Source organism: Caulobacter sp. 602-1 (genome assembly GCF_003931565.1).
Classification (GTDB): domain Bacteria; phylum Pseudomonadota; class Alphaproteobacteria; order Caulobacterales; family Caulobacteraceae; genus Caulobacter.
The window spans coordinates 146,888-166,229 of sequence record NZ_RRYI01000010.1; the positions used below are offsets into that span (position 1 = coordinate 146,888).

Here is a 19,342-nt window from a genome sequence, read left to right on the forward strand (position 1 = left end):
GAGCCCGGAGGGCTCCATGCCGCCGTTTCGGACGCCTTGTGGGAGGCCGTCCGCAGCGGCGGTCTTCGTTGGGAGCTGGAGCCTTGAAGGTCGCGAGAGGTGGCCCCCGGCCTCGACCCGCCCCAGATAGCAGGAATGAGTGGCTGCCAGGGGTCGGGTGCGGAAACGGGGCCACGCCGGGAACCGGACCTTGAGCCGATTCCGAAAAGCGGACCGGACGGGGGGATGTTCGGGGTGGACTGCCGACCTTCAGGCTGGCCTTTCCGAGCGACCGCCCGGCGCCAGGAGCCGCCATTGGCGTGGCGGCAGGAGGCGACGTTCGGTCGCCTTCGACATGAACTAAACTTAAGGTGATGAGAAGACCGACGCATGCGAAAGCCAGTCTTAGACTGGAACGGGAGTACTGACGGCATGAAGGAACCGAGCGCGCCGTTGGCCAAGCTTGCCTTCCCGACAAGTGTCGATGCCCAGTTGCCGGACATCCAGCGCACCCGCCGCCAGTTCCTCGGCTATGGGCTCCCCGCGGCTTGCGTTGCTCTAGCGCCAAGATCGGTGCTTGCCGCCCCTAAGGCGCCGCTCTGGACTGTCAAGAAGGGCGGCAAGCGCATCTATGTTCTGGGCGAAACCCTGCCCCGCCCCGTTGATTGGCGCGCACCTGAGATCGTGGCGTTGCTGGAGCGTTGCGGCCGTCTGTGGACCGAGACGAACCAGATCTACCGGCGTCCCGGTGGAGAGCTCATCAAGCAGTTTGGCATGTCGACGTCGCCTTCGTCTCTGGAGCTGCTGTCGCCGGAGCAGTTGGCCCGCTTGAAGACCGCAATGGCTCTGACCGCCGTATCCATGAACGATCTGGCTGGCGCGCGGCCTTGGCTGATCGGCGCGACGATCGAGGACGCTGGTTACCGAGCCGCAGGTCTGACCGGGAAATCAGCCAACGCCGTTCTCAGCGCACGGGCCACCGAAATCGGGGTTCCAGTCTCGAGCGAGTTCGAGGTGAAGGACGACGTCTTTGCCTGGTTCGCCGGCATGACCCCGAAACAGGAGGCGCAGTTCCTTTGCTACGCCGTCGATGGCGCGTTGCTGGGCCGCGAAGGGTCCGAACGCATATCGACAGAATGGCTCGCGGGCCGACAGACGGCGGCGGCGGATTTTGTCGATCACGAACGTCGCGATTATCCGGAGCTTTACGCCAAGCTCACGGTCGAACGGAACCGCGCCTGGGTTCCGCGCTTCGAGACGATGCTCAACGCGCCGAAGCCGACGCTGGTCGTTGTTGGCCTCTATCACCTCGTCGGCCCGGAAAGCATGCTGGTCCAGTTACGGCGCGCCGGATTTGAGGTGATCTGAGGGCCAATCGTGCGCGGGCTCATGGGCTCGCGCGATCTGCTCTCCGCCCGTCCAGAGTTTGAGGACTCCGCTCACCAGGCCTGCGGGAAACTCCGGGAAGGTCCGTGAACGCCTGGGAAACGGCGCTCGGACGGACGACGCTGAAAACTACGAGGGGGCGCTGGTGATCTAAGGCGCAAGCCGGGCGCCATCGACGATCATCCGTGTCGACCAAAAGGAAAGCCCTCGAACCGGCCGGCGGCTATTGTCCGCAACGGGTCGTTCATCGCCGGGAGCATCGCGCCAACATTCGGACATTCGGCGGCGTGGCCACAAGCGGCCCTTCCCCAGTTCGGTTTGGATGGGGAGCGGACGTGTCAGCGAGCGTGGTCAGGGGCGGAGGCTCGGGCAGGGCGAAGGTTTCTCCAGTCGAGCGGGGTCCTCGCTGTCCGATCCGGCGTTTCAGCCCGGGAGCCGTGACGTCGATGACGACGCCTCCGCAAGGTGGAGGCGTCACGAGGCCTTTATCTTCGATCGGCCATAGGAGAGCGCGCGGATCAGCCATTCGGCTGGCCCCATGGAAAACCTCTGAAGCCAAAGCAGGGCGACGGCGCCAGAGACAACCCAGATGGCGACCGAGGTCGCCATCAGTCTCGTGAAGCTCATAGCGCCAACAAGCCCGCAACCGTAGAACAGCAGGGAGGTAAGCAGCGACTGAAGGGTATAGGTCGTAAGGGACGTTCGCCCCAGCGCCCGCAACACCTTCGCGCCACCCAAGGCCCCAGACTTGAACAGCAATGTGATGATGGCGAGGTGTCCCATGGTCACGCCAAGCCGCGCAGGCTCGTATAGAAATGACCGCAGGACTGATATGGCGGGCGCCAGCCGGTTGGGGTCGAGCTCAAACCCTGTTCGCGCCATCCAAGCCAGATTTGCCACGCGCACGGATAGGCCAAAGCCGTAGCCAATCACCGCGACAAGCACATAGGTCTTGGTGGCCGCCGCTCCGGTGAGCAGTCCGGTGCGATAGAGCGCAATCCCGATGAGCATGAAGCTCAGGCACTCGACGACGCCCGGCCAACTCCACGTCGATAAGTGCCGCCAAACCCAGCCATTGGCGCTCCAGGCGATCAAACTTCTCAGATGCGTGCGTTGCTCAATCTGTTCGGCGGTATTGGAGGGGTTGGGGTAGAGCGCTTCATGAGCAGATTGAACGGCCTTGAGCGCGGCCTCTTGCGCTTCTGAAAGCGGTCGCCCCTCGGCCTTCGCGGCCGCGGCAGCCGGAGCGCTTGCATACACCTGGACCGTCTTGTTGGTGTCGTAGGCTCGCAGCCCGGAAAGACCCAGAAGCAATACCGCCGCAGCGACGCATAGCGTGCGTGGCCGGCACGGCCGAAAGGCGAGCAGGAAAAGTCCCGCAATCCCATATGTCCAGAGGATCTCCCCCGGCCACATGAAGACGGCGAACTGTGTCACGCCCATCCCAAGAAGCACGACGCAGCGCCGCGCCCAGGCGTCAATCACCCCGATCTGAGGCTGATCGCCTTCGGCGCTCTTGAGCATGAGCGCCATTCCCGCGCCGAAGAGTAACGTGAACAGGCCACGAGCCGGCCCCTCGAAGAGGAGCTGCTCCACACACCAAAGGATGCGGTCCAAGTTCCAGCGGGAGGGATACAGCAGGCCTTCGCGGTCATCGACCGTGCCCATGACGACAATATTGACCGGCAGGATCGCGCATACGGCGATCCCCCGTAGAACGTCGAGGTTGGGGAACCGCCCGTCAGCGCCTCTTGGCGCGTAGACCCCGCTCATGAACACCCCAGCCCCACGTTTGCTCTACGCCTAGGTCTAGTTGGGATGCTCAGACTGCGGAAGCGTCATGGCGACACCTTGGGTGGCAAGCCTGTAAGGCGGCTGCGGGGCGCCCCGTCTCGGGCGCCGCATGCATGGCGCCAGACGGCGACGCCGCGCATCAAGGCGCAGACGGATATATCGTCCGCCAACGGGTCGGGGGCCGAAATCAGCTCCACACCCGGAAGCCGCCCCCGCCGAGCGGCGTCCGGAAGAGCATTCAGGGCGCTCCATCCCCGGCATTCGCGATCTCGGATCCAGCGAAATCAGACACTTGTCGATTTTACACGCCCCTGAACGATCGGCGTTCAGCCCGGCGCCATAATGCTTGCACCTCGTCGCGAGGAAAGGGCGCATGGCCAGCGACCGTTGCGGCGGCGGGGAGCGATCGAGCGGGCGTGCTCGTCGGCGCGGGGGAAGCTCCGCAACTGCATCCCTCTGGCGGCGGTCGGCCCTGGAACACAGAAACGACGTGGGATGTCGGGCCGACGAGGCGACAGGTTCGGGGAAACCCGGACATCCGGGACCAGGCTTCGCGGCCTGGCCCGCCCGTCGGAGGCTTCAAGGGCGAACAGGCGCGAACAGCGTCGGGGCGCCACGCTTCCGGATAACGACCGCGCGGAGCGCTGGGCTTCGTCGAAACGGTATTTCTCTACTCACACCCCGGGCGTCGCCCGGCGCTCCGCGTCCCTTTCCACGAACTTCAGCGGCTGGCCGCGTGAAGAGGCGGAGGCGCGTCCGCCTCAGCCGACCGCCGCCTCAAGCCGCGCCAGCACCACGCCCTCGCTGACCTGGCCGCCGGCGACGGCCGCGAGCTCGGCGACCACGCCGTCGAACGGCGCGGCCAAAGCGTGCTCCATCTTCATCGCTTCCAGGGTCAGCAGCGTCTGGCCCTTGCTCACCGTCTGGCCGGCCTGGACGGCGACCGAGACGATCTTGCCCGGCATTGGCGACAGGATCTTCCCGTCGGAGGCCGCCCCCTCGCCCGCGCCACCGACCTTGGCCTCGAAATCGAAGGTCTGGACGTCGCCGCCCTCGAACACCTGGATCGGCCCCTTGCCGTAGGTCGTCGGCAGACGGGTGACCTCGTCGAAGGTCGCGCCATCGGCGTGGCGGATGTCCCAGGACCAGTCCTCGGAGCCGCCGCCGATCAGGGCGACCTGCAGCGGCATGGCCTTGCCGTCGGCCGACATCGGCAGATGCATCGGGGCGCGGGGGGCGTTCATGCGGAAGCCCAGCAGCTTGGACGGCGCGCTTTCCCACGGATCGCGGCGGGCCTCGGCCTCCAGGAAGCTGTCCAGCCGCCAGCCGATTGCGGCCATGGCCGGCTCGTCGCTGAACGACCGCTCGACCAGTTCGTCCAGGCGGGCCTCGATGAAGCCGGTGTCGACGGCGCCGTCGACGAAGTCCGGGTGGCTGGCGCACTTGGCCAGGAAGGCGGCGTTGGTCTTGACCGGCCAGACCTCGACCAGGGCGCAGGCCTCGGCCAGGCGCTGGGCGGCGTCCTCGCGGTCGGCGCCATGGGCGATCAGCTTGGCGATCATCGGATCGTAGAAGGGCGTCACCTCGCCGCCCTCCTCCACCGCGCTGTCGACGCGGACGTCGCCTTCGGGCAGGCGGAAGTGCTTCAGCTTGCCGGTCGAGGGCAGGAAGCCGGTGGCCGGGTTCTCGGCATAGAGGCGGGCCTCCATGGCCCAGCCGTCCAGCGTGATCTCGTCCTGGTCCAGCGGCAGCGGCTCGCCCGAGGCGACCAAGAGCTGCCACTCGACCAGGTCCTGGCCGGTGACCATCTCGGTGACCGGATGCTCGACCTGCAGACGGGTGTTCATCTCCATGAACCAGATGCGGTCGGCCCGCAGGCCTTCGCTGGCGTCGGCGATGAACTCGACCGTGCCGGCCCCGACATAGCCCACCGCCTGGGCGGCCTTGACCGCGGCGGCGCAGACGGCCTCTCGCGTGGCCTCGTCCATGCCCGGGGCCGGAGCCTCCTCGATGACCTTCTGGTGGCGACGCTGCAGCGAGCAGTCGCGCTCGAACAGGTGGACGACGTTGCCGTGCTGGTCGCCGAACACCTGCACCTCGATGTGACGCGGCCGGGTGACGTATTTCTCCAGCAGCACCCGGTCGTCGCCGAAGCTGGCGGCGGCCTCGCGGCGGCACGAGCCGAGGGCGGCCTCGAAGTCGTCCGCCTTGTCGACCTTGCGCATGCCCTTGCCGCCGCCGCCGGCCACGGCCTTGATCAGCACGGGATAGCCGATCTTGCCGGCTTCGGCCGTGAGCCGTTCGACTGACTGGTCCTCGCCCATATAGCCCGGCGTGGTCGGCACGCCGGCCTCGATCATCACTTTCTTGGCGGCGTCCTTCAGGCCCATGGCCCGGATCGCCGAGGGCGGCGGACCGATCCAGACCAGGCCCGCCTCGATCACGCTCTGCGCGAACTCGGCGTTCTCGGAGAGAAAGCCGTAGCCGGGGTGGATGGCCTCGGCCCCCATCTGACGGGCCGCGGCCAGGATCTTCCGCGGATCCAGATAGCTCTCCTTGGCCGGCGCCGGGCCGATCAGGATCGCGGCGTCGGCCTCCATCACGAAGGGCGCATGGGCGTCCGCTTCGGAATAGACGGCGATCGTCCGCACGCCCAGCTCACGAGCGGTGCGGATGATGCGACGGGCGATCTCGCCTCGGTTGGCGATCAGGACGGAGGAGATCAAGGCGGAGACCTACATCTGGGAAAGGGTGAAGACCATCAGGCTCAGCAGCAGAAGGCCGAAGGACGTGACGCCGATGGTCCAGACGATCCATGTCTTCAGCAGGGCGCCGAAGATGCTGGAGCCGTAGCCGCCCCGCATCGTCTGGAAGAGGTTGATCGGGCCCCACAGGCCGGCGATCGCGAAGGCGGTCGGCCAAGCCGACATCGGCAGAACCATGCACAGGGCGTAGATCAGGAACGAGAACGACAGCAGGTTCGTGGCCACCAGCAGGTGGTCGTAGATGAAGTACTGGCGCTTGTTCAGATAGACCAGCGCCAGGGACAGGCCGGTGATCGGCAGCAGCAGCACCGCCAGGCGGTGGGCCCAGCCGAACAGGACCAGCAGGTAGTAGTCCGGATTCTCGATGGCCTTGGCCAGGTTCTCCTTCAGCCAGCCCTTGGAGGCGTCCTTGGCGAAGTTCTTGTGGCCCTTCACGTCGCCGGGAACGGTGACGTTGACCTGCACGCCGTCGATCGTGGTCCCGGTCAGCTTCTGCTGGCCGTTCGGCAGAACCTCGGCCTCGTCCAGCTTGAGGTCGCGGACCTGCTGGGCGGCGCTGGACATCTTCCGCTTGCTCTCGGCCAAGGCTTCGGCGGCGGCGTTCGGGTTGTTCTCCAGCGCCAGGGCCTGCGCCATCTTGTCGGCGTAGCGCGCCTCGTACCGCTTGATCCGTTCGGCGTAGGTCGTGGCGATCCTGGCCTTGTCGGCGCCCTCTTCCTTGAGGGCGGCGTCGCGCTCCTCGGCGGCGCCTTTCAGGCGATCGGCGCGTTCGGACGTCGCCTCCTTGCGGATCTCGTCGGCCTTGGCCTTGCGGCCCGCCGGCGTGGCCAGCTGGGCGGCCTCGCGCTCTTCCTTCAGCTCCATCTCGTGACGGATGCCGTGAATGGCGTGCTCGGCGGCGAAGATGAACAGCAGCAGAGCGACCAGGAAGGTGCGGAACGGCGGCACGTGCCGCACGATCCGGCCTTCCATGTAGTCCTTGGCCAGCTTGCCCGGCTTGAAGAACATCAACGGCAGGGTGTTGGCCAGACGACCATCGAGGTGGAACATCCCCTCGATGGCCTCCCAGATCAGGTGCAGGATCGACCGATGATGGGTGTCGGCGTTCTGGCCGCACGAATAACAGTACCAGCCCTCCAGGGGCGTGCCGCAATTCTTGCAAGGCTCGCCCTTGTGGTCGAACGGCTTTCTCTTCGGCCGGACATAGCCGCCCGCCGAGTCGGCCGCCGCCGCTTCCAGTTCAGCTCCCGTGATCACGCCCTACGCCCCCCAAAACGTCGCTGAAGTTGAGTCTTATTCAGCCCAGGAGGGTTTACGACGGGCGAGGAAGGCGCGCACCCCTTCTTGGCCTTCCTCCGAAACGCGATGGCGGGCGATGCGCTTGGCGCTCTCTTCGATCAGCCCCTTGTCGATTTTCTGGCCAGCGAAGTCGTTGACCAGGGCCTTGGCGTCGCCGATCGCGCCGGGAGCGCAGGGGGCCATCTCCTCGATCAGGGCGTCGCGGGCGGCTTCCAGGCTGGCCACGTCCTCGTACACCTCGTCGACCAGGCCAAAACCCCAGGCGTCGTCGGCGTCGAACACACGACCGGTGGCGAACAGCAGCTTGGTCGTGCGCGGCCCCAGAGCCTGGATCACGTACGGGCTGATGGTCGCCGGCGTCAGGCCCAGCTTGACCTCGGAGAACGAGAACTGGGCGTCGACCAGGGCCAGGGCATGGTCGCAGGCGGCCACCAGACCGGCGCCGCCGCCAAAGGCCGGACCTTCGACCAGGGCCACGGTCAGGGCCGGAATGTCGTGCAGCGCCTTGAGCATATGGGCTAGTTCCAGCGCGTCGGCGCGATTGTCATCCTCGTCCTGTTCGATGGACCCGGCCATCCAGTCGAGGTCGGCGCCGGCGCTGAACATGCCGCTGACGCCGCGCAGGAAGACGATCCGCACGCCCTCGGCGCCGTGCAGGGTCTCGAAGGCCTGGCGCAGGCCAGAAATGGTCTCGGCGTCGAAGGCGTTTTTCCTTTCGGGCCGGTTGATCCAGACCGTCACCGCCCCCGCGAGGGTGCTTTCAATATGGACGAGCGGGGTCATGGTCTCGGTATCGTTCACCTCGACGATGGGATCGGCGATCGGGTTGGTCATGGAGCTCGTTCCTTTTTAAACGCTACATCCTGAAGACGCCGAAGGTCGTCTCCGGGATGGGCGCATTGAGACTGGCCGAGATTGCGAGGCCCAGCACGTCACGAGTTTGCGCCGGATCAATGATGCCGTCGTCCCAGAGCCGGGCCGTGGCGTGATACGGATTGCCCTCATCCTCATAGCGCTGGCGGATGGGGGCCTTGAAGGCTTCCGCCTCCTCCGGCGTCCACTTGGCGGCGTCGCGGTGGACGGTGGCCAGCACGCTGGCGGCCTGCTCGCCGCCCATCACCGAGATACGGCTGTTGGGCCAGGTGAACAGGAAGCGCGGGCTGTAGGCCCGGCCGCACATGCCGTAGTTGCCGGCGCCGAAGCTGCCGCCGATCAGGACGGTGAACTTGGGCACCTCGGCCGAGGCGACAGCCGTGACCAGCTTGGCGCCGTCCTTGGCGATGCCGCCGGCCTCGTACTTGCCGCCGACCATGAAGCCCGAGATGTTCTGCAGGAACACCAGCGGGATCTTGCGCTTGCAGGCCAGCTCGATGAAGTGCGCGCCCTTCACGGCGCTCTCGCTGAACAGCACGCCGTTGTTGGCCAGGATCGCCACCGGCTGGCCCCAGATGCGGGCGAAACCGCAGACCAGGGTCGTGCCGTATAACGCCTTGAATTCGTCGAACTGGCTGCCGTCGACGATGCGGGCGATCACCTCGCGGACGTCATAGGGCGCCCGGACGTCGGTCGGGACGATACCGTAGATCTCCTCGGGATCGTACAGCGGCGGCTCGGCCTCGGTGATGACCAGTTGGTCGGGCTTGGTCGTGTTGAGGTTGGCGACGATCCCGCGGACGATCTCCAAGGCGTGCTCATCGTTCTCGGCCACGTGGTCGACGACGCCCGAGCGGCGGCCGTGGGTGTCGGCCCCGCCCAGCTCTTCGGCGCTGATGACCTCGCCCGTGGCGGCCTTCACCAGCGGCGGGCCGGCCAGGAAGATGGTGCCCTGGTTGCGCACGATCACCGTCTCGTCGCTCATCGCCGGGACATAGGCGCCGCCGGCGGTGCACGAGCCCATGACGCAGGCGATCTGCGGGATGCCCGCGGCGCTCATCCGCGCCTGGTTGAAGAAGATGCGGCCGAAGTGGTCGCGGTCGGGGAAGACCTCGGCCTGGTGCGGCAGGTTCGCGCCGCCGCTGTCGACCAGATAGACGCACGGCAGGCGGTTCTGGGCGGCGATCTCCTGGGCGCGGAGGTGCTTCTTCACCGTCATCGGGAAGTAGGCCCCGCCCTTCACCGTGGCGTCGTTGGCGACGATCATCACCTCGCGGCCCGAGACACGGCCGACCCCGCAGATGACGCCCGCGCCGGGCGCTTCGCCGCCATAGAGGTCGCAGGCGGCCAGCTGGCCGATCTCCAGGAAAGGCGAGCCCGGGTCCAGCAGACGCTCCACACGCTGGCGCGGCAGCAGCTTGCCGCGCGAGGCGTGGCGCTCACGCGAGCTTTCGGGACCACCCAAGGCGGCTTCCGCGACTTTTGCCCGCAGTTCCTCGGCCAAGGCGCGGTTATGGGCCGCGTTGCGGGTGAAAGCGTCACCGGACGCGTCGACAACGGAGTTCAACTTCGGCATGACCGACGCTTAGCCTCTTCCACCCCATCCAGAAAGTCGTAGTTTTTTGGACCCCGAACAGAAAGATTCCGAGCCAAATCCGCTCTCGGACATTTCATGTACGGGATCAACAGTTGCGCCTGATCGCGCCCCCGTGGTCAAGCCTGCCGCTCTGGGCTAGCGTCCGCGCCGTGGAAACGCCCTTGCCCGACGACTCGGCCCTGGCCCGCCTGTTCGCCCGAGAGCGGCGGACCGGGGCGGCCGCGTGGTTTTCGCTGCCAGGCGGAGCGACCCTCTTTCGGCCCGGCGAGGACGCCGACCAGCTCTATTTCCTGAAGACCGGACGCCTGGGCGCCTTCCGCCGCGAAGAGGGTCAGGAGCCGCAGTTCCTCGGCGTCATCCGCCCTGGGGAGCCAGCCGGTGAGATGGCTCTGGTCGGCGGCAGCGCGCACTCGGCCTACATGGTGGCCCTGCGTGACAGCGAGGTCGTGTCCCTGCCCCGCGACGACTTTTTCGAGGCGGCCGAGGCGGACCCGCACGTGATGCTGGAACTGTCGCGGCTGATGATCCGCCGGTCCCGCCAGGCCCAGACGCAAGCGGCGATCGGCGATCCGTCGGTATTCGGCTTTATCGCCATCGAGCCTGGCCTGGCCATTCGGCCGGTCGTCGACCGCCTCGGCCGCTGCATGGAGGCCCTGGGCTATTCGGTCACCGTCGAAGGCGGCGAGTCGTTGCTGGCCCCGACCGAGTGGTTCAGCAATGTCGAGCGCGAGCACGACTTCGTCCTCTATGTCGCCGAGGCCGACGAGACCGCCTGGAAGCACGTGGTCGGCCGTCAGGTGGATCGCCTGTTCCGGGTCGGACGCGGTGACCGCACGCCGCCGGCCGAGATCCCCTCCTACGCCTCGGGCCCGCTGCAGGCCCAGCGGCTGGTGGACCTGATCCTGCTGCAATCGGCCAGCCTGGCCAGGCCCAGCGGCTCGGCCGCCTGGATGGCGGCGACCCAGGCCGCACGGCTGTTCCACCTGCGTGAAAACGGCGTGGCCGACATGCAGCGCCTGGCGCGGGTGCTGACCGGCCAATCGGTGGGCCTCGTGCTCTCCGGCGGTGGCGCGCGGGCCTACGCCCACATCGGCGCGATCCAGGCGATGCGCGAGCGGGGCGTGCCGATCGACTTCGTCGGCGGCGCCTCGATGGGCGCCATCGTGGCGGCCGGCATCGCCATGGGCTGGGACGACGGAGAACTGGAGCACCGCATCCGAAAGGCTTTCGTCGACACCAGTCCCCTGGACGATATCGCCTTCCCCCTGATCGCCATGACCCGCGGCGAGAAGGTCGAGGCGCGGCTGGACGAGCATTTCGGCACGGTCGATATCAGCGACCTGTGGCTGCCGTTCTTCTGCGTGTCGTCGAACCTGACCTCGGGCGCCTACCAGCTACACCGCACCGGCGACCTGCAATCGGCGCTGCGGGCCTCGATCTCGCTGCCGGGCGTGCTGCCGCCGGCCACCGACAAGGGGCAGGTGCTGGTCGACGGGGCCGTGATGAAGAATTTCCCGGCCGACGTCATGCGGTCTTTCCAGTTGGGCCCAATCGTTGGGGTCGACGTCACCCGCGGCCGAAGCATCACCGCCGACGACATCGTCGCGCCGCCCTCGCTCTGGAGCTGGATCCTCTCGGGCGAATGGCGCAAGGGCCCGCCGATCGTGGCCCTGCTGATGCGCGCGGCGACGGTGACGACGGGTCGCGACCTGGCCGCCGCCCGCGAGGCCACCGACGTGCTGATCACGCCGAAACTGGAAGGCGTCGACATCCGCGACTGGCGCGCCTTCGAGCCGGCGGTGAAAGCCGGCTACATCGCCGCCAGCCAGGCGCTGGACGCCTTGAACCGGTCCGTCGACGAACTGCGCCGCCGGCCCAGCCTGGCCGAGAAGCGCGCGGGCGTCACGCCTTCCGGGCGACGATGAACAGCCGCTTGAACGGGAACAGCGTCACGCCGTCAGCGCGGCGCGGATAGTCGCGCGCCAGCCGTGCCCGCCAAGCGTCAAGGAAGGGCTTTTTCTCGCCATCCGGCAAGGCGTCCAGATAGGGCCGCAGGGTCGTTCCCATGGTCCAGTCGACGATCGGATCCTGGCCATGCAGGGCGTGCAGATAGGTGGTGGTCCAGATGTCGACCTCGGGACAGGCCGGAGCCAGCCAGGCGTAGTAGTCCTCGGGCTGATTGGCGCGACGCACGCCCTCGACGCCGGTGAAACGCGCCGCCCAAGGCCCGTCGGCGGCGATCTCGGTCAAGGCGCCGCGCCAGCCCAACCCGTCAGCCACCGGCATCTGCGCGGCCAGCACGCCGCCGGGGGCAAGGTTGGCGACCAGGCGCGGGATCAGGTTCGCGTGGTCGTCCACCCACTGCAGCGCGGCGTTGCTGAAGATCAGATCGGCCGGAACCTCGGGCGCGAAGCTCGCGATGTCGCCCAACACCCACTCGACCCGCGCCGGCAAGGCCTTGGCCCGCGCCAGCATCTCGGGGCTGGAGTCCATGCCCCGCACCCGCGCGCCCGGATGCCGCGCGGCCAGCAGCGCCGCCTGTTCGCCCAGGCCGCAGCCCAGGTCCCAGATCTCGCGCGGCTCCAGGTCGTGGGGGATCGCGGTCAGCAGATCCAGCGCCGGTCGCTCGCGATAGCGGCGATAGAGCGCGTAAACGTCCGGATCCCAGCTAGCCATCAGCGCTCCCATCTTAGCCTGCGACAATTTGTCGGTCGTGCAACCGAAGGCTTTTGTGAAGAATTCTTCTCACAGGCGAGGATTTACCATACGGTCCGAGTCAGAGCCCCGACAGAGGGATCAAAGGGAAGGATTCACGCGGCATGCTTACGCCCATCAATCTCACGCAGAACGGCCATGGGGCTCGAGCGCCCGGGGTTCGTCGCCTCAGCTTCAATCGCGCCCTGACCATCGGCGCGGCGTTCGCGCTGTGGGCCGCCATTCTGGTTGGCTTCAAGCTGCTGGCGATCTGAGCACGGACGGCGCGACGTCCCGTCGCGGCCGCTTCCCTCTTTTCATCCGCGAAATCGGGTCCATATTCTCCTTGTGTTGTTCAACCAACTGAAAGGAGGTGACCAGTGTCTCATTGTCTCCAACCGCGGTCGCAAGTCGTGACCTGGAGCCTTGCAAGTGAGGTCTCCGCCTAGGCGTTGAGCGCCCAAGGTTTTAAGTCACGCGCTGCGAAAGCGGCCACGACGATGGAGGGCCGTCCCGAGCAATCGGGGCGGCCCTTTTTCATGGCGTCCTAGGCCCCGATCAGTTCGCGGCCGATCAGGAAGCGGCGGATCTCGTTGGTGCCGGCGCCGATGTCATAGAGCTTGGCGTCGCGCAGCAGACGCTCGACCGGCCACTCCTTGGTATAGCCCGCCCCGCCCAGGGCCTGGATGGCCTCCAGCGACACCTTCACCGCGTTCTCGGACGCCATCAGAATCGCGCCGGCCGCGTCGAAGCGCGTGGTCTTCCCAGCGTCGCAGGCGCGGGCTACGGCGTAGACATAGGCCCGGGCCGAGTTCAGGGCCACGTACATGTCGGCGATCTTGCCCTGCATCAGCTGGAACGAACCTATCGGCGATCCGAATTGCTTGCGGTCGCGGACATAGGGCAGGACGATGTCCAGGCAGGCCTGCATGATGCCCAGCGGACCGGCGCTGAGCACGGCGCGTTCGTAGTCGAGGCCGCTCATCAGCACCCCGACGCCGCCGCCGACTGGACCCATGACATTCTCTTCCGGGATTTCGCAGTCCTCGAACACCAGCTCGGCGGTGTCGCTGCCGCGCATGCCCATCTTGTCCAGCTTCTTGGAGACGCTGAACCCCTTCATGCCCTTCTCGACGATGAAGGCGGTGATGCCGCGGCTGCCCTCGCCCGTCTTGGCGTAGACCACCAGGGTGTCGGCGTGCGGGGCGTTGGTGATCCAGAACTTCGTGCCGTTCAGCACGTAGCGGTCGCCAACTTGCTCGGCCCGCAACCTCATCGAGACGACGTCCGAGCCCGAACCGGCCTCGCTCATGGCCAGTGAGCCGACGTGCTCGCCGCTGATCAACTTGGGCAGATAGCGCTGCTTCTGGTCGGGCGTGGCCCAGCGGCGGATCTGGTTGACGCAGAGGTTGGAGTGCGCGCCGTAGCTCAGCCCCACCGAGGCCGAGGCGCGGGACACCTCCTCCATGGCCACCACGTGCTCCAGATAGCCGAGACCCAGGCCGCCGAACTCTTCCTCGACCGTGACGCCATGCAAACCGAGATCGCCCATCGGGACCCACAGGCCACGCGGGAATTCGTTGGTCTCGTCGATCTGGACCGCCAGCGGCGCGATCCTGTCGGCGGCGAAGCGCGCGGTCGTCTCTCGGATCGCGTCGGCGGTCTCACCCAGCGCGAAATCCATCGAGGGTGCGAAATTGGTGTTCATACGTCCTCCCATAGCACGAACGCCCGCAAGGCGCTGAACCTTGCGGGCGTTCTTGCTCAGTTTCCCGTAGCGCGCTAGCCGAAAGTGGTTGCCGGTTTCGGCGGTTAGCGCGCTACCACGAAAAGAGAGAGCCTGTTTTTCAGGTCAGATCGCGATCTGACCTGACAGGCTCTCGGGAAGCAAAGAAAACTATTCGTCGTCGTTCGCATCGGGGCCGGCGAGGCGGCGGAGCAGAAGATAGGCCGAAACCACGAAGCAGATCGCGCCAATCATGCTGGCGCCGTAGCCGAACATCTTCACGCCGCTGTCCGAGCCCGCGGCCACGGTCAGGATCCACAAAACGCCGCCGCCGAACAGGGCCAGGCCCAGGATGCCCAGGCTGACCAGCAGGCTGGTATTGCCAAAACGCGGGGCCTCGGCCGGGACCATGGAGACATCCATCGGCCGCAGGTCGACCTCTTCGCTGGTCGAGAAGCCGCCGAGGTTGAACACCGACGAATTGACGGCCGGGCCGCCGAACAGGGTCGGCTCGCTCGGGACCGGCTGCGAGGCCGGGGCGAAGCTTTCGACCGGCGTCGGCTTTTCGACTTCCTCGACCGGCTGCGGCGTCAGACGGAACGGCGTGAACTCGACCGGAGCGGCCACAGGGGACTCAGTGTGAGCCGGTTCGATCGGGGCCGTGGTCGTCTCGTCCTGGAACAGGACCGGCGCGGGCTCGGCGACCGTGGGCTGGGCCGGCGCCGGGGGTTCCGGCAGCCCCAGGTCGTCCTGGCGCACGACCGGGGTGGGCGCGGTCGTGGTCGAGGCGGCCAGAGGCGTCTCCGGCAGGATGGCCTCCAGGCGCGCGGCGACCGCGGCGGCCGACTGTTCGGTGGCCGTCGGGCCGTCCTCTTCCGGGGCCACCACGCTCAGCGGCAGGCCCTCCTCGCGCTCGGCGACGACGCGGTCGCCCTCGGTGCGAGCATTGACGGCGACCGGAGTCTGTTTCGGCACGGCGCAGCTGGCGTCGTAATCGACCTTTGGGCGCAGCACGGAGCTGGGCGCGGGCACCCATTCGCCGTTGGCCGGGGTCAGAAACAGCGTCTTCTCGGCGGACCGGCGGCGGACCAGGGCGTCGATGACGATCCGCTCGCCCTCGAAGTCGGCCTTGCGCCACATCTCCATCGCGCACGCGGCTTGCAGGAGCGAGCCCTCGTTGATCCGGCGCAGCACGCCCGAGCGGAGGAAGTTGTCGAGACCGATATTGAAGGCGAAACAGACCAGCGCATCGAACTGGTTCTGGTTCAGCGGCGCGTAGGTGTGTTCGTTGACCGAGTGGGCGACCGAGATCAGGTCATAGAGCAACAGGGCCTCGGCGTCCTTTTCCGAGACGGAGGCGCCCTCGCGAGCGGTCAGGGTGTGGCCATAGCCGACCGTCCAGCGCCCGTCGGGGAGCTGCGCGGCCTTCTGACGGTAGCCCTCGAATCTCTTGATGAGATCGACGGCCGTCCGGGTGACCTGATGGCGCGGTTTCATCGCGGAGTTTGACCCAGTTTGAGACAGACGCGGATGCGTTCGCCTGTCTCAGCGCAAGGTCGGCGCCAGTTTTCCCTAGGGGCGCGAGAAAGCCGTCAGTGCAGCAGCAGGGCGGCGATCAACAGCACGGCGAAGAAACCGGTGAAGTCGGTCAGGAAGGTCACGAAGATCGACGAGGACACCGCCGGATCGCGCCCCATCTTCTCCAGCGCCAAGGGCATCAGGATGCCGCCCAGGGCGGCGGTGAAGATGTTGGCGATCAGGGCCGAGCCGACGATGATCGCCAGCTTGCCGTGATGGTCCTGGGGTCCGAAGAAGAGATAGGTCGCTGCGCCCATGACCAGGGCCAGGCACACGCCGTTCACCAGGCCGACCAGCAGCTCCCGCAACACGATCCGGCGGGCGTTGGCCGTGGTCAGCTCCTTGCTGGCGAGAGCGCGCACGGCGACGGCCAGGGTCTGGGTGCCGGCGTTGCCGCCCAGGGACGAGACGATCGGCATCAGGATGGCCAGGGCCACCAGTTGGGCGATCTCGGCCTGGAAGATGGCCACGCCGCTGACCGCCAGGGTGGCGGTGGCCAGGTTCAGCATCAGCCACGGCAGGCGCGACTTGACGATCTCGATCACCGAGGCGTCACGGCCGGCGTCGGACACGCCGGCCAGGGCCAGGATGTCCTCCTGGGCTTCGTCCCGGATGACCTCGACGATATCGTCGACGGTGATCTGACCCACCAGCCGTCCGCCCGGATCGATGACCGGGGCGCTGATCAGGTGGTACTTGTCGAAGATGTAGGCGACCTCTTCCTGGTCCATGCCGACATCGATTTCGGTCGCCGCTTCCATCAGCTCGGCCAGCGGCGTGTCGCGACGGCTGCGCAGCAGGATGCTGATCGGGATCGCGCCGACCGGCTTGTAGGTCGGATCGACCACATAGACGTCGAAGAACAGCTCGGGCAGCTGATCCCCAGCGTCGCGGACGTGGTCGATGGTCTGGCCGACGGTCCAGAATTCCGGCGCGGCCAGGAATTCCCGCTGCATCAGGCGGCCGGCGGTCTCATCCTCGTAGGACAGGGTCGTCTCGATGGCGGCGCGGTCGGTCTCGCCCATGGCGGCCAGCACCTGGAAGCGCTTGGTGTCGTCCAGGTCGTCGATGACGTCGGCGGCGTCGTCGGTGTCCAGTTCCTCCAGCGCCCGGGCCAGGGTCACGGACGGGGTGGCCTCCAGGACCTCCTCGCGGATGTTGTCCTCCAGCTCCGAGATGATCTCGCCCAGCGCCTCGGGGTCGAGCAGCGGAATCACCTGCTCGCGATAGTCGGCGGTCAGGAAGCCCATCAGGTCCGCGACGTCGGCCGGATCCAGGGCGCCCACCAGCTCGCGCAGACGCTTGGTGTCGCCGCTGTCGGCGGCGTCGATCACCATCTCGACATAGTCGGGATTGAGGGCGTAGTCGTCGCCGAGGGCGAGATCTTCCAGCTCCTCGGGGGTCTCGGACTTGGCCAGCGGAATCTGGTCCAGCGGGATGTCATCCAGCACGTCGTCGGTCAGTTCGGCGGTGTCCCGGGTCATGGGGGCCTCCTGAGCTCTAAGAGCGCGTGGGTTCGTGGGCAAGCCTGTTACGAGTAACAGGCTCTCCTTTTAAGTCAGCGCGCGACGGGCGCCGAAACCGGCTTCCACTTTCGGCTGTCGCGCTTGTTGGGTCCGATGAAGCGACCCTGAGGCGAAATCAGGGCCAGAAACGATTAGAGCGCCCCTAGCGAGTCGGAAACCGATTTCGCCGGGAGCGCTCTATTCTGCGTTCAACACTGGTGCGGTCGAGAAGACTCGAACTTCCACATCTTGCGATACAGCGACCTCAACGCTGCGCGTCTACCAATTCCGCCACGACCGCATCGTGGTGAGGGGCGGCTGGTAGCAAACTGAATCAGCTTTGGGAAGAGCCGAGTTGATATGTCGCGGAAGTCGCCGCGCGATCTTCCCTCACGGCTGGCGCTTGCGACGCGGGATCAATGCGTAGGCGTTCTTGTCGTCGTCCGGAGAGTCGAGGAAATCCATCTTCAGAAGCAGACCCCGCGAAACGAAGCGACCCTCGACCTTGGCGCGGGTCTCGCCGGCCTTGGCGCCCTTCAAGTCGAATAAAGGCTCCACGTAGAGGAAGCTGATCCGGTCGCCTTTGATCTTGGCTGGAAACCGGATCGGGTCGTGGCAGGCGCCTTCGCACAGCGAGACATCCACGGTCGGCGACGGGCCGTCATTGACCTGGATTTGGATGCCGCCCTCGTCGCCCGTTTCCGCCGAAACGCGGACGGAATCGAAGTAGCCGCTGCGCGAAGGACTCGCCGCCCCGGCGCTGGTGGCCAGCACGCAGCCGGCCAGGATCAGGATCGCGCGTCGATGTCGCATGAGGCCTCCGTTGGGAGGCTATGTTGGCATGCCCAACCTTGAGCGCAACCGAAGGTTACGCGCCGCCGGCCATGTAGTCGTAGACGTCGGCCGCGCGGGTCACCTGGATGGCGATACGATCGTCGCTGATCTGGATTTCGCCGCGAGCGATCGGGTGGTTGTTGGCCAGGATCCAGACCTCGTCATTGGTCTTGGCGTCCAGCGGGATCACCGCGCCGCGGCCCATGCGCAGCAGTTGCTGCATGGGAAGGATCGACCGGCCGAGCAGGACGGAGATCTCGACATTGACGGCGTTGACCTGGCTCACGAAGTAAGACCCTTGAACTGACACACGCGACCGACCGGGTCGCCGCCGTCTCGATCGCAAGATTAGGGCCACATGCTTGCTCTCCCGTTAAGCGCTGAAAATACTGGGCTTCCGACAATGGGGCGCGAGGACGCGGCAAGCGTTGGGTGGGCGGTTTCGACCGACTACGTCCCCTACCCGGCAGCCGTTGCCGCCATGGAGGCCCGCGCCGCCGCCATCGCCGACGGAACGGCGGGCGAATTGATCTGGCTGCTGGAACATCCGCCGCTCTACACGGCCGGGGTTTCCGCCAAGCCGGGCGACCTGATCGAGCCCGACCGCTTCCCGGTGTTCGAGAGCGGCCGCGGCGGCCAGTTCACCTATCACGGCCCCGGCCAGCGCGTGGCCTACGTGATGCTGGACCTGACCAAGCGCGGCCGCGACGTGCGCGCCTTCGTCGCGGCGCTGGAGGCCTGGATCATCGACGCCCTGGCGGCCTTCAACGTCACCGGCGAGCTGCGCGACGGACGGGTCGGCGTCTGGGTCGAGCGCAAGGGCGCGGGCTGGAGCCGCGAGGACAAGATCGCCGCCATCGGCGTCAAGCTGCGCAAGTGGGTCAGCTTCCACGGAATCAGCCTGAACGTGGAGCCGGACCTTTCCCACTTCTCCGGCATCGTGCCCTGCGGCCAGACCGAGCACGGCGTGACCAGCCTGGTCGACCTGGGCCTGCCGGTGACCCTGGACGAGGCCGACGCGGCCCTGAAGGCCAGCTTCCAGAAGATCTTCGGGCCGGTCGAGGACGCGGACGCACCGATCTAGGGTCATGCGTTTTCATCCTCACGCGGCGCGGCCGCTGAAGGCGTGTGGGGAGGCGACGGAGCGGCCGGGCGAACCCGGAGACCGTGAGGTTTGTTTTTGTTTCGGCTCGCTTGACCGCTCCGCCAGGCTGTTCTTGCCCGTGAGGTCGGGAGGCGTGAGCGTTGTCTGCTCGGGTCCCCGTTTACCCCCGGACGGGCGCGGACCAAGTCGATCGGCTACATCCGTCTC

Annotated in this window: 15 protein-coding genes, 1 tRNA gene and 1 pseudogene; 5 read left to right on the forward strand and 12 right to left on the reverse strand. The window is 66.9% G+C overall.

The window, feature by feature from the left end; genetic code table 11:
* The first annotated feature begins 411 nt into the window (after positions 1-411).
* On the forward strand, positions 412-1,347 hold the full coding sequence (locus tag EIK80_RS23100) for a TraB/GumN family protein (RefSeq protein ID WP_158624750.1): 936 nt from the start codon (positions 412-414) through the stop codon (positions 1,345-1,347).
* A 492-nt stretch (positions 1,348-1,839) separates the two neighbouring features.
* Here EIK80_RS23100 and EIK80_RS23105 read toward each other — a convergent pair whose 3' ends face one another.
* The 5 genes from EIK80_RS23105 to EIK80_RS23125 all read right to left on the reverse strand — a co-directional run bounded on the left by EIK80_RS23105 (position 1,840) and on the right by EIK80_RS23125 (position 9,672).
* The gene (locus tag EIK80_RS23105; protein ID WP_125159360.1) at positions 1,840-3,138 is read right to left on the reverse strand and encodes a DUF418 domain-containing protein; all 1,299 of its coding nucleotides are present in this window, start codon (positions 3,136-3,138) and stop codon (positions 1,840-1,842) included.
* A gap of 782 nt (positions 3,139-3,920) precedes the next feature.
* Positions 3,921-5,885: an acetyl/propionyl/methylcrotonyl-CoA carboxylase subunit alpha gene (locus EIK80_RS23110; protein ID WP_125159361.1), complete on the reverse strand. Its 1,965-nt coding sequence runs from the start codon at positions 5,883-5,885 to the stop codon at positions 3,921-3,923.
* Between the two features lie 9 nt (positions 5,886-5,894).
* Positions 5,895-7,181 carry a DUF3667 domain-containing protein gene (locus EIK80_RS23115; RefSeq protein WP_233586920.1) on the reverse strand — a complete coding sequence of 429 codons (1,287 nt, stop codon included), beginning with the start codon at positions 7,179-7,181 and terminating at the stop codon, positions 5,895-5,897.
* Positions 7,182-7,217: 36 nt separating this feature from the next.
* Complete coding sequence (locus EIK80_RS23120; protein ID WP_125159362.1) at positions 7,218-8,057, reverse strand: enoyl-CoA hydratase-related protein; 840 nt, start codon at positions 8,055-8,057, stop codon at positions 7,218-7,220.
* Positions 8,058-8,079: 22 nt separating this feature from the next.
* Positions 8,080-9,672 (reverse strand): carboxyl transferase domain-containing protein, encoded by a 1,593-nt coding sequence (locus EIK80_RS23125; RefSeq protein ID WP_125159363.1) that lies wholly within the window; start codon positions 9,670-9,672, stop codon positions 8,080-8,082.
* A 170-nt stretch (positions 9,673-9,842) separates the two neighbouring features.
* Here EIK80_RS23125 and EIK80_RS23130 point away from each other — a divergent pair, with 170 nt between their 5' ends.
* The gene (locus tag EIK80_RS23130; protein ID WP_199743598.1) at positions 9,843-11,618 is read left to right on the forward strand and encodes a patatin-like phospholipase family protein; all 1,776 of its coding nucleotides are present in this window, start codon (positions 9,843-9,845) and stop codon (positions 11,616-11,618) included.
* Here the strand turns inward: EIK80_RS23130 and EIK80_RS23135 are convergent.
* On the reverse strand, positions 11,596-12,369 hold the full coding sequence (locus tag EIK80_RS23135) for a methyltransferase domain-containing protein (RefSeq protein ID WP_125159365.1): 774 nt from the start codon (positions 12,367-12,369) through the stop codon (positions 11,596-11,598). The genes EIK80_RS23130 and EIK80_RS23135 overlap by 23 nt on opposite strands.
* Before the next feature lie 143 nt (positions 12,370-12,512).
* Between EIK80_RS23135 and EIK80_RS26180 the strand changes: the two genes are divergently transcribed.
* On the forward strand, positions 12,513-12,662 hold the full coding sequence (locus EIK80_RS26180; protein ID WP_158624751.1) for a hypothetical protein: 150 nt from the start codon (positions 12,513-12,515) through the stop codon (positions 12,660-12,662).
* Between the two features lie 88 nt (positions 12,663-12,750).
* Positions 12,751-12,836 (forward strand): annotated as a pseudogene (locus EIK80_RS23140) (hypothetical protein).
* A 98-nt stretch (positions 12,837-12,934) separates the two neighbouring features.
* Here the strand turns inward: EIK80_RS23140 and EIK80_RS23145 are convergent.
* The 6 genes from EIK80_RS23145 to EIK80_RS23170 all read right to left on the reverse strand — a co-directional run bounded on the left by EIK80_RS23145 (position 12,935) and on the right by EIK80_RS23170 (position 18,376).
* A complete protein-coding gene (locus tag EIK80_RS23145; RefSeq protein WP_125159366.1) occupies positions 12,935-14,095 on the reverse strand; it encodes an isovaleryl-CoA dehydrogenase in 1,161 nt (386 codons plus the stop codon).
* A 189-nt stretch (positions 14,096-14,284) separates the two neighbouring features.
* Entirely contained in the window at positions 14,285-15,610 is a 1,326-nt protein-coding gene (gene spmX / locus EIK80_RS23150) for a lysozyme-family localization factor SpmX (protein ID WP_125159367.1), read from the reverse strand.
* A gap of 95 nt (positions 15,611-15,705) precedes the next feature.
* Entirely contained in the window at positions 15,706-17,175 is a 1,470-nt protein-coding gene (gene mgtE / locus EIK80_RS23155; RefSeq protein WP_125159368.1) for a magnesium transporter, read from the reverse strand.
* Positions 17,176-17,412: 237 nt separating this feature from the next.
* Positions 17,413-17,497, reverse strand: a tRNA-Leu gene (locus EIK80_RS23160).
* An 89-nt stretch (positions 17,498-17,586) separates the two neighbouring features.
* Complete coding sequence (locus tag EIK80_RS23165) at positions 17,587-18,009, reverse strand: hypothetical protein (protein WP_125159369.1); 423 nt, start codon at positions 18,007-18,009, stop codon at positions 17,587-17,589.
* Between the two features lie 55 nt (positions 18,010-18,064).
* A complete protein-coding gene (locus tag EIK80_RS23170; RefSeq protein ID WP_125159378.1) occupies positions 18,065-18,376 on the reverse strand; it encodes a FliM/FliN family flagellar motor switch protein in 312 nt (103 codons plus the stop codon).
* A gap of 12 nt (positions 18,377-18,388) precedes the next feature.
* Between EIK80_RS23170 and lipB the strand changes: the two genes are divergently transcribed.
* Positions 18,389-19,114 (forward strand): lipoyl(octanoyl) transferase LipB, encoded by a 726-nt coding sequence (gene lipB / locus EIK80_RS23175; protein WP_125159370.1) that lies wholly within the window; start codon positions 18,389-18,391, stop codon positions 19,112-19,114.
* Positions 19,115-19,342 lie beyond the last annotated feature (228 nt).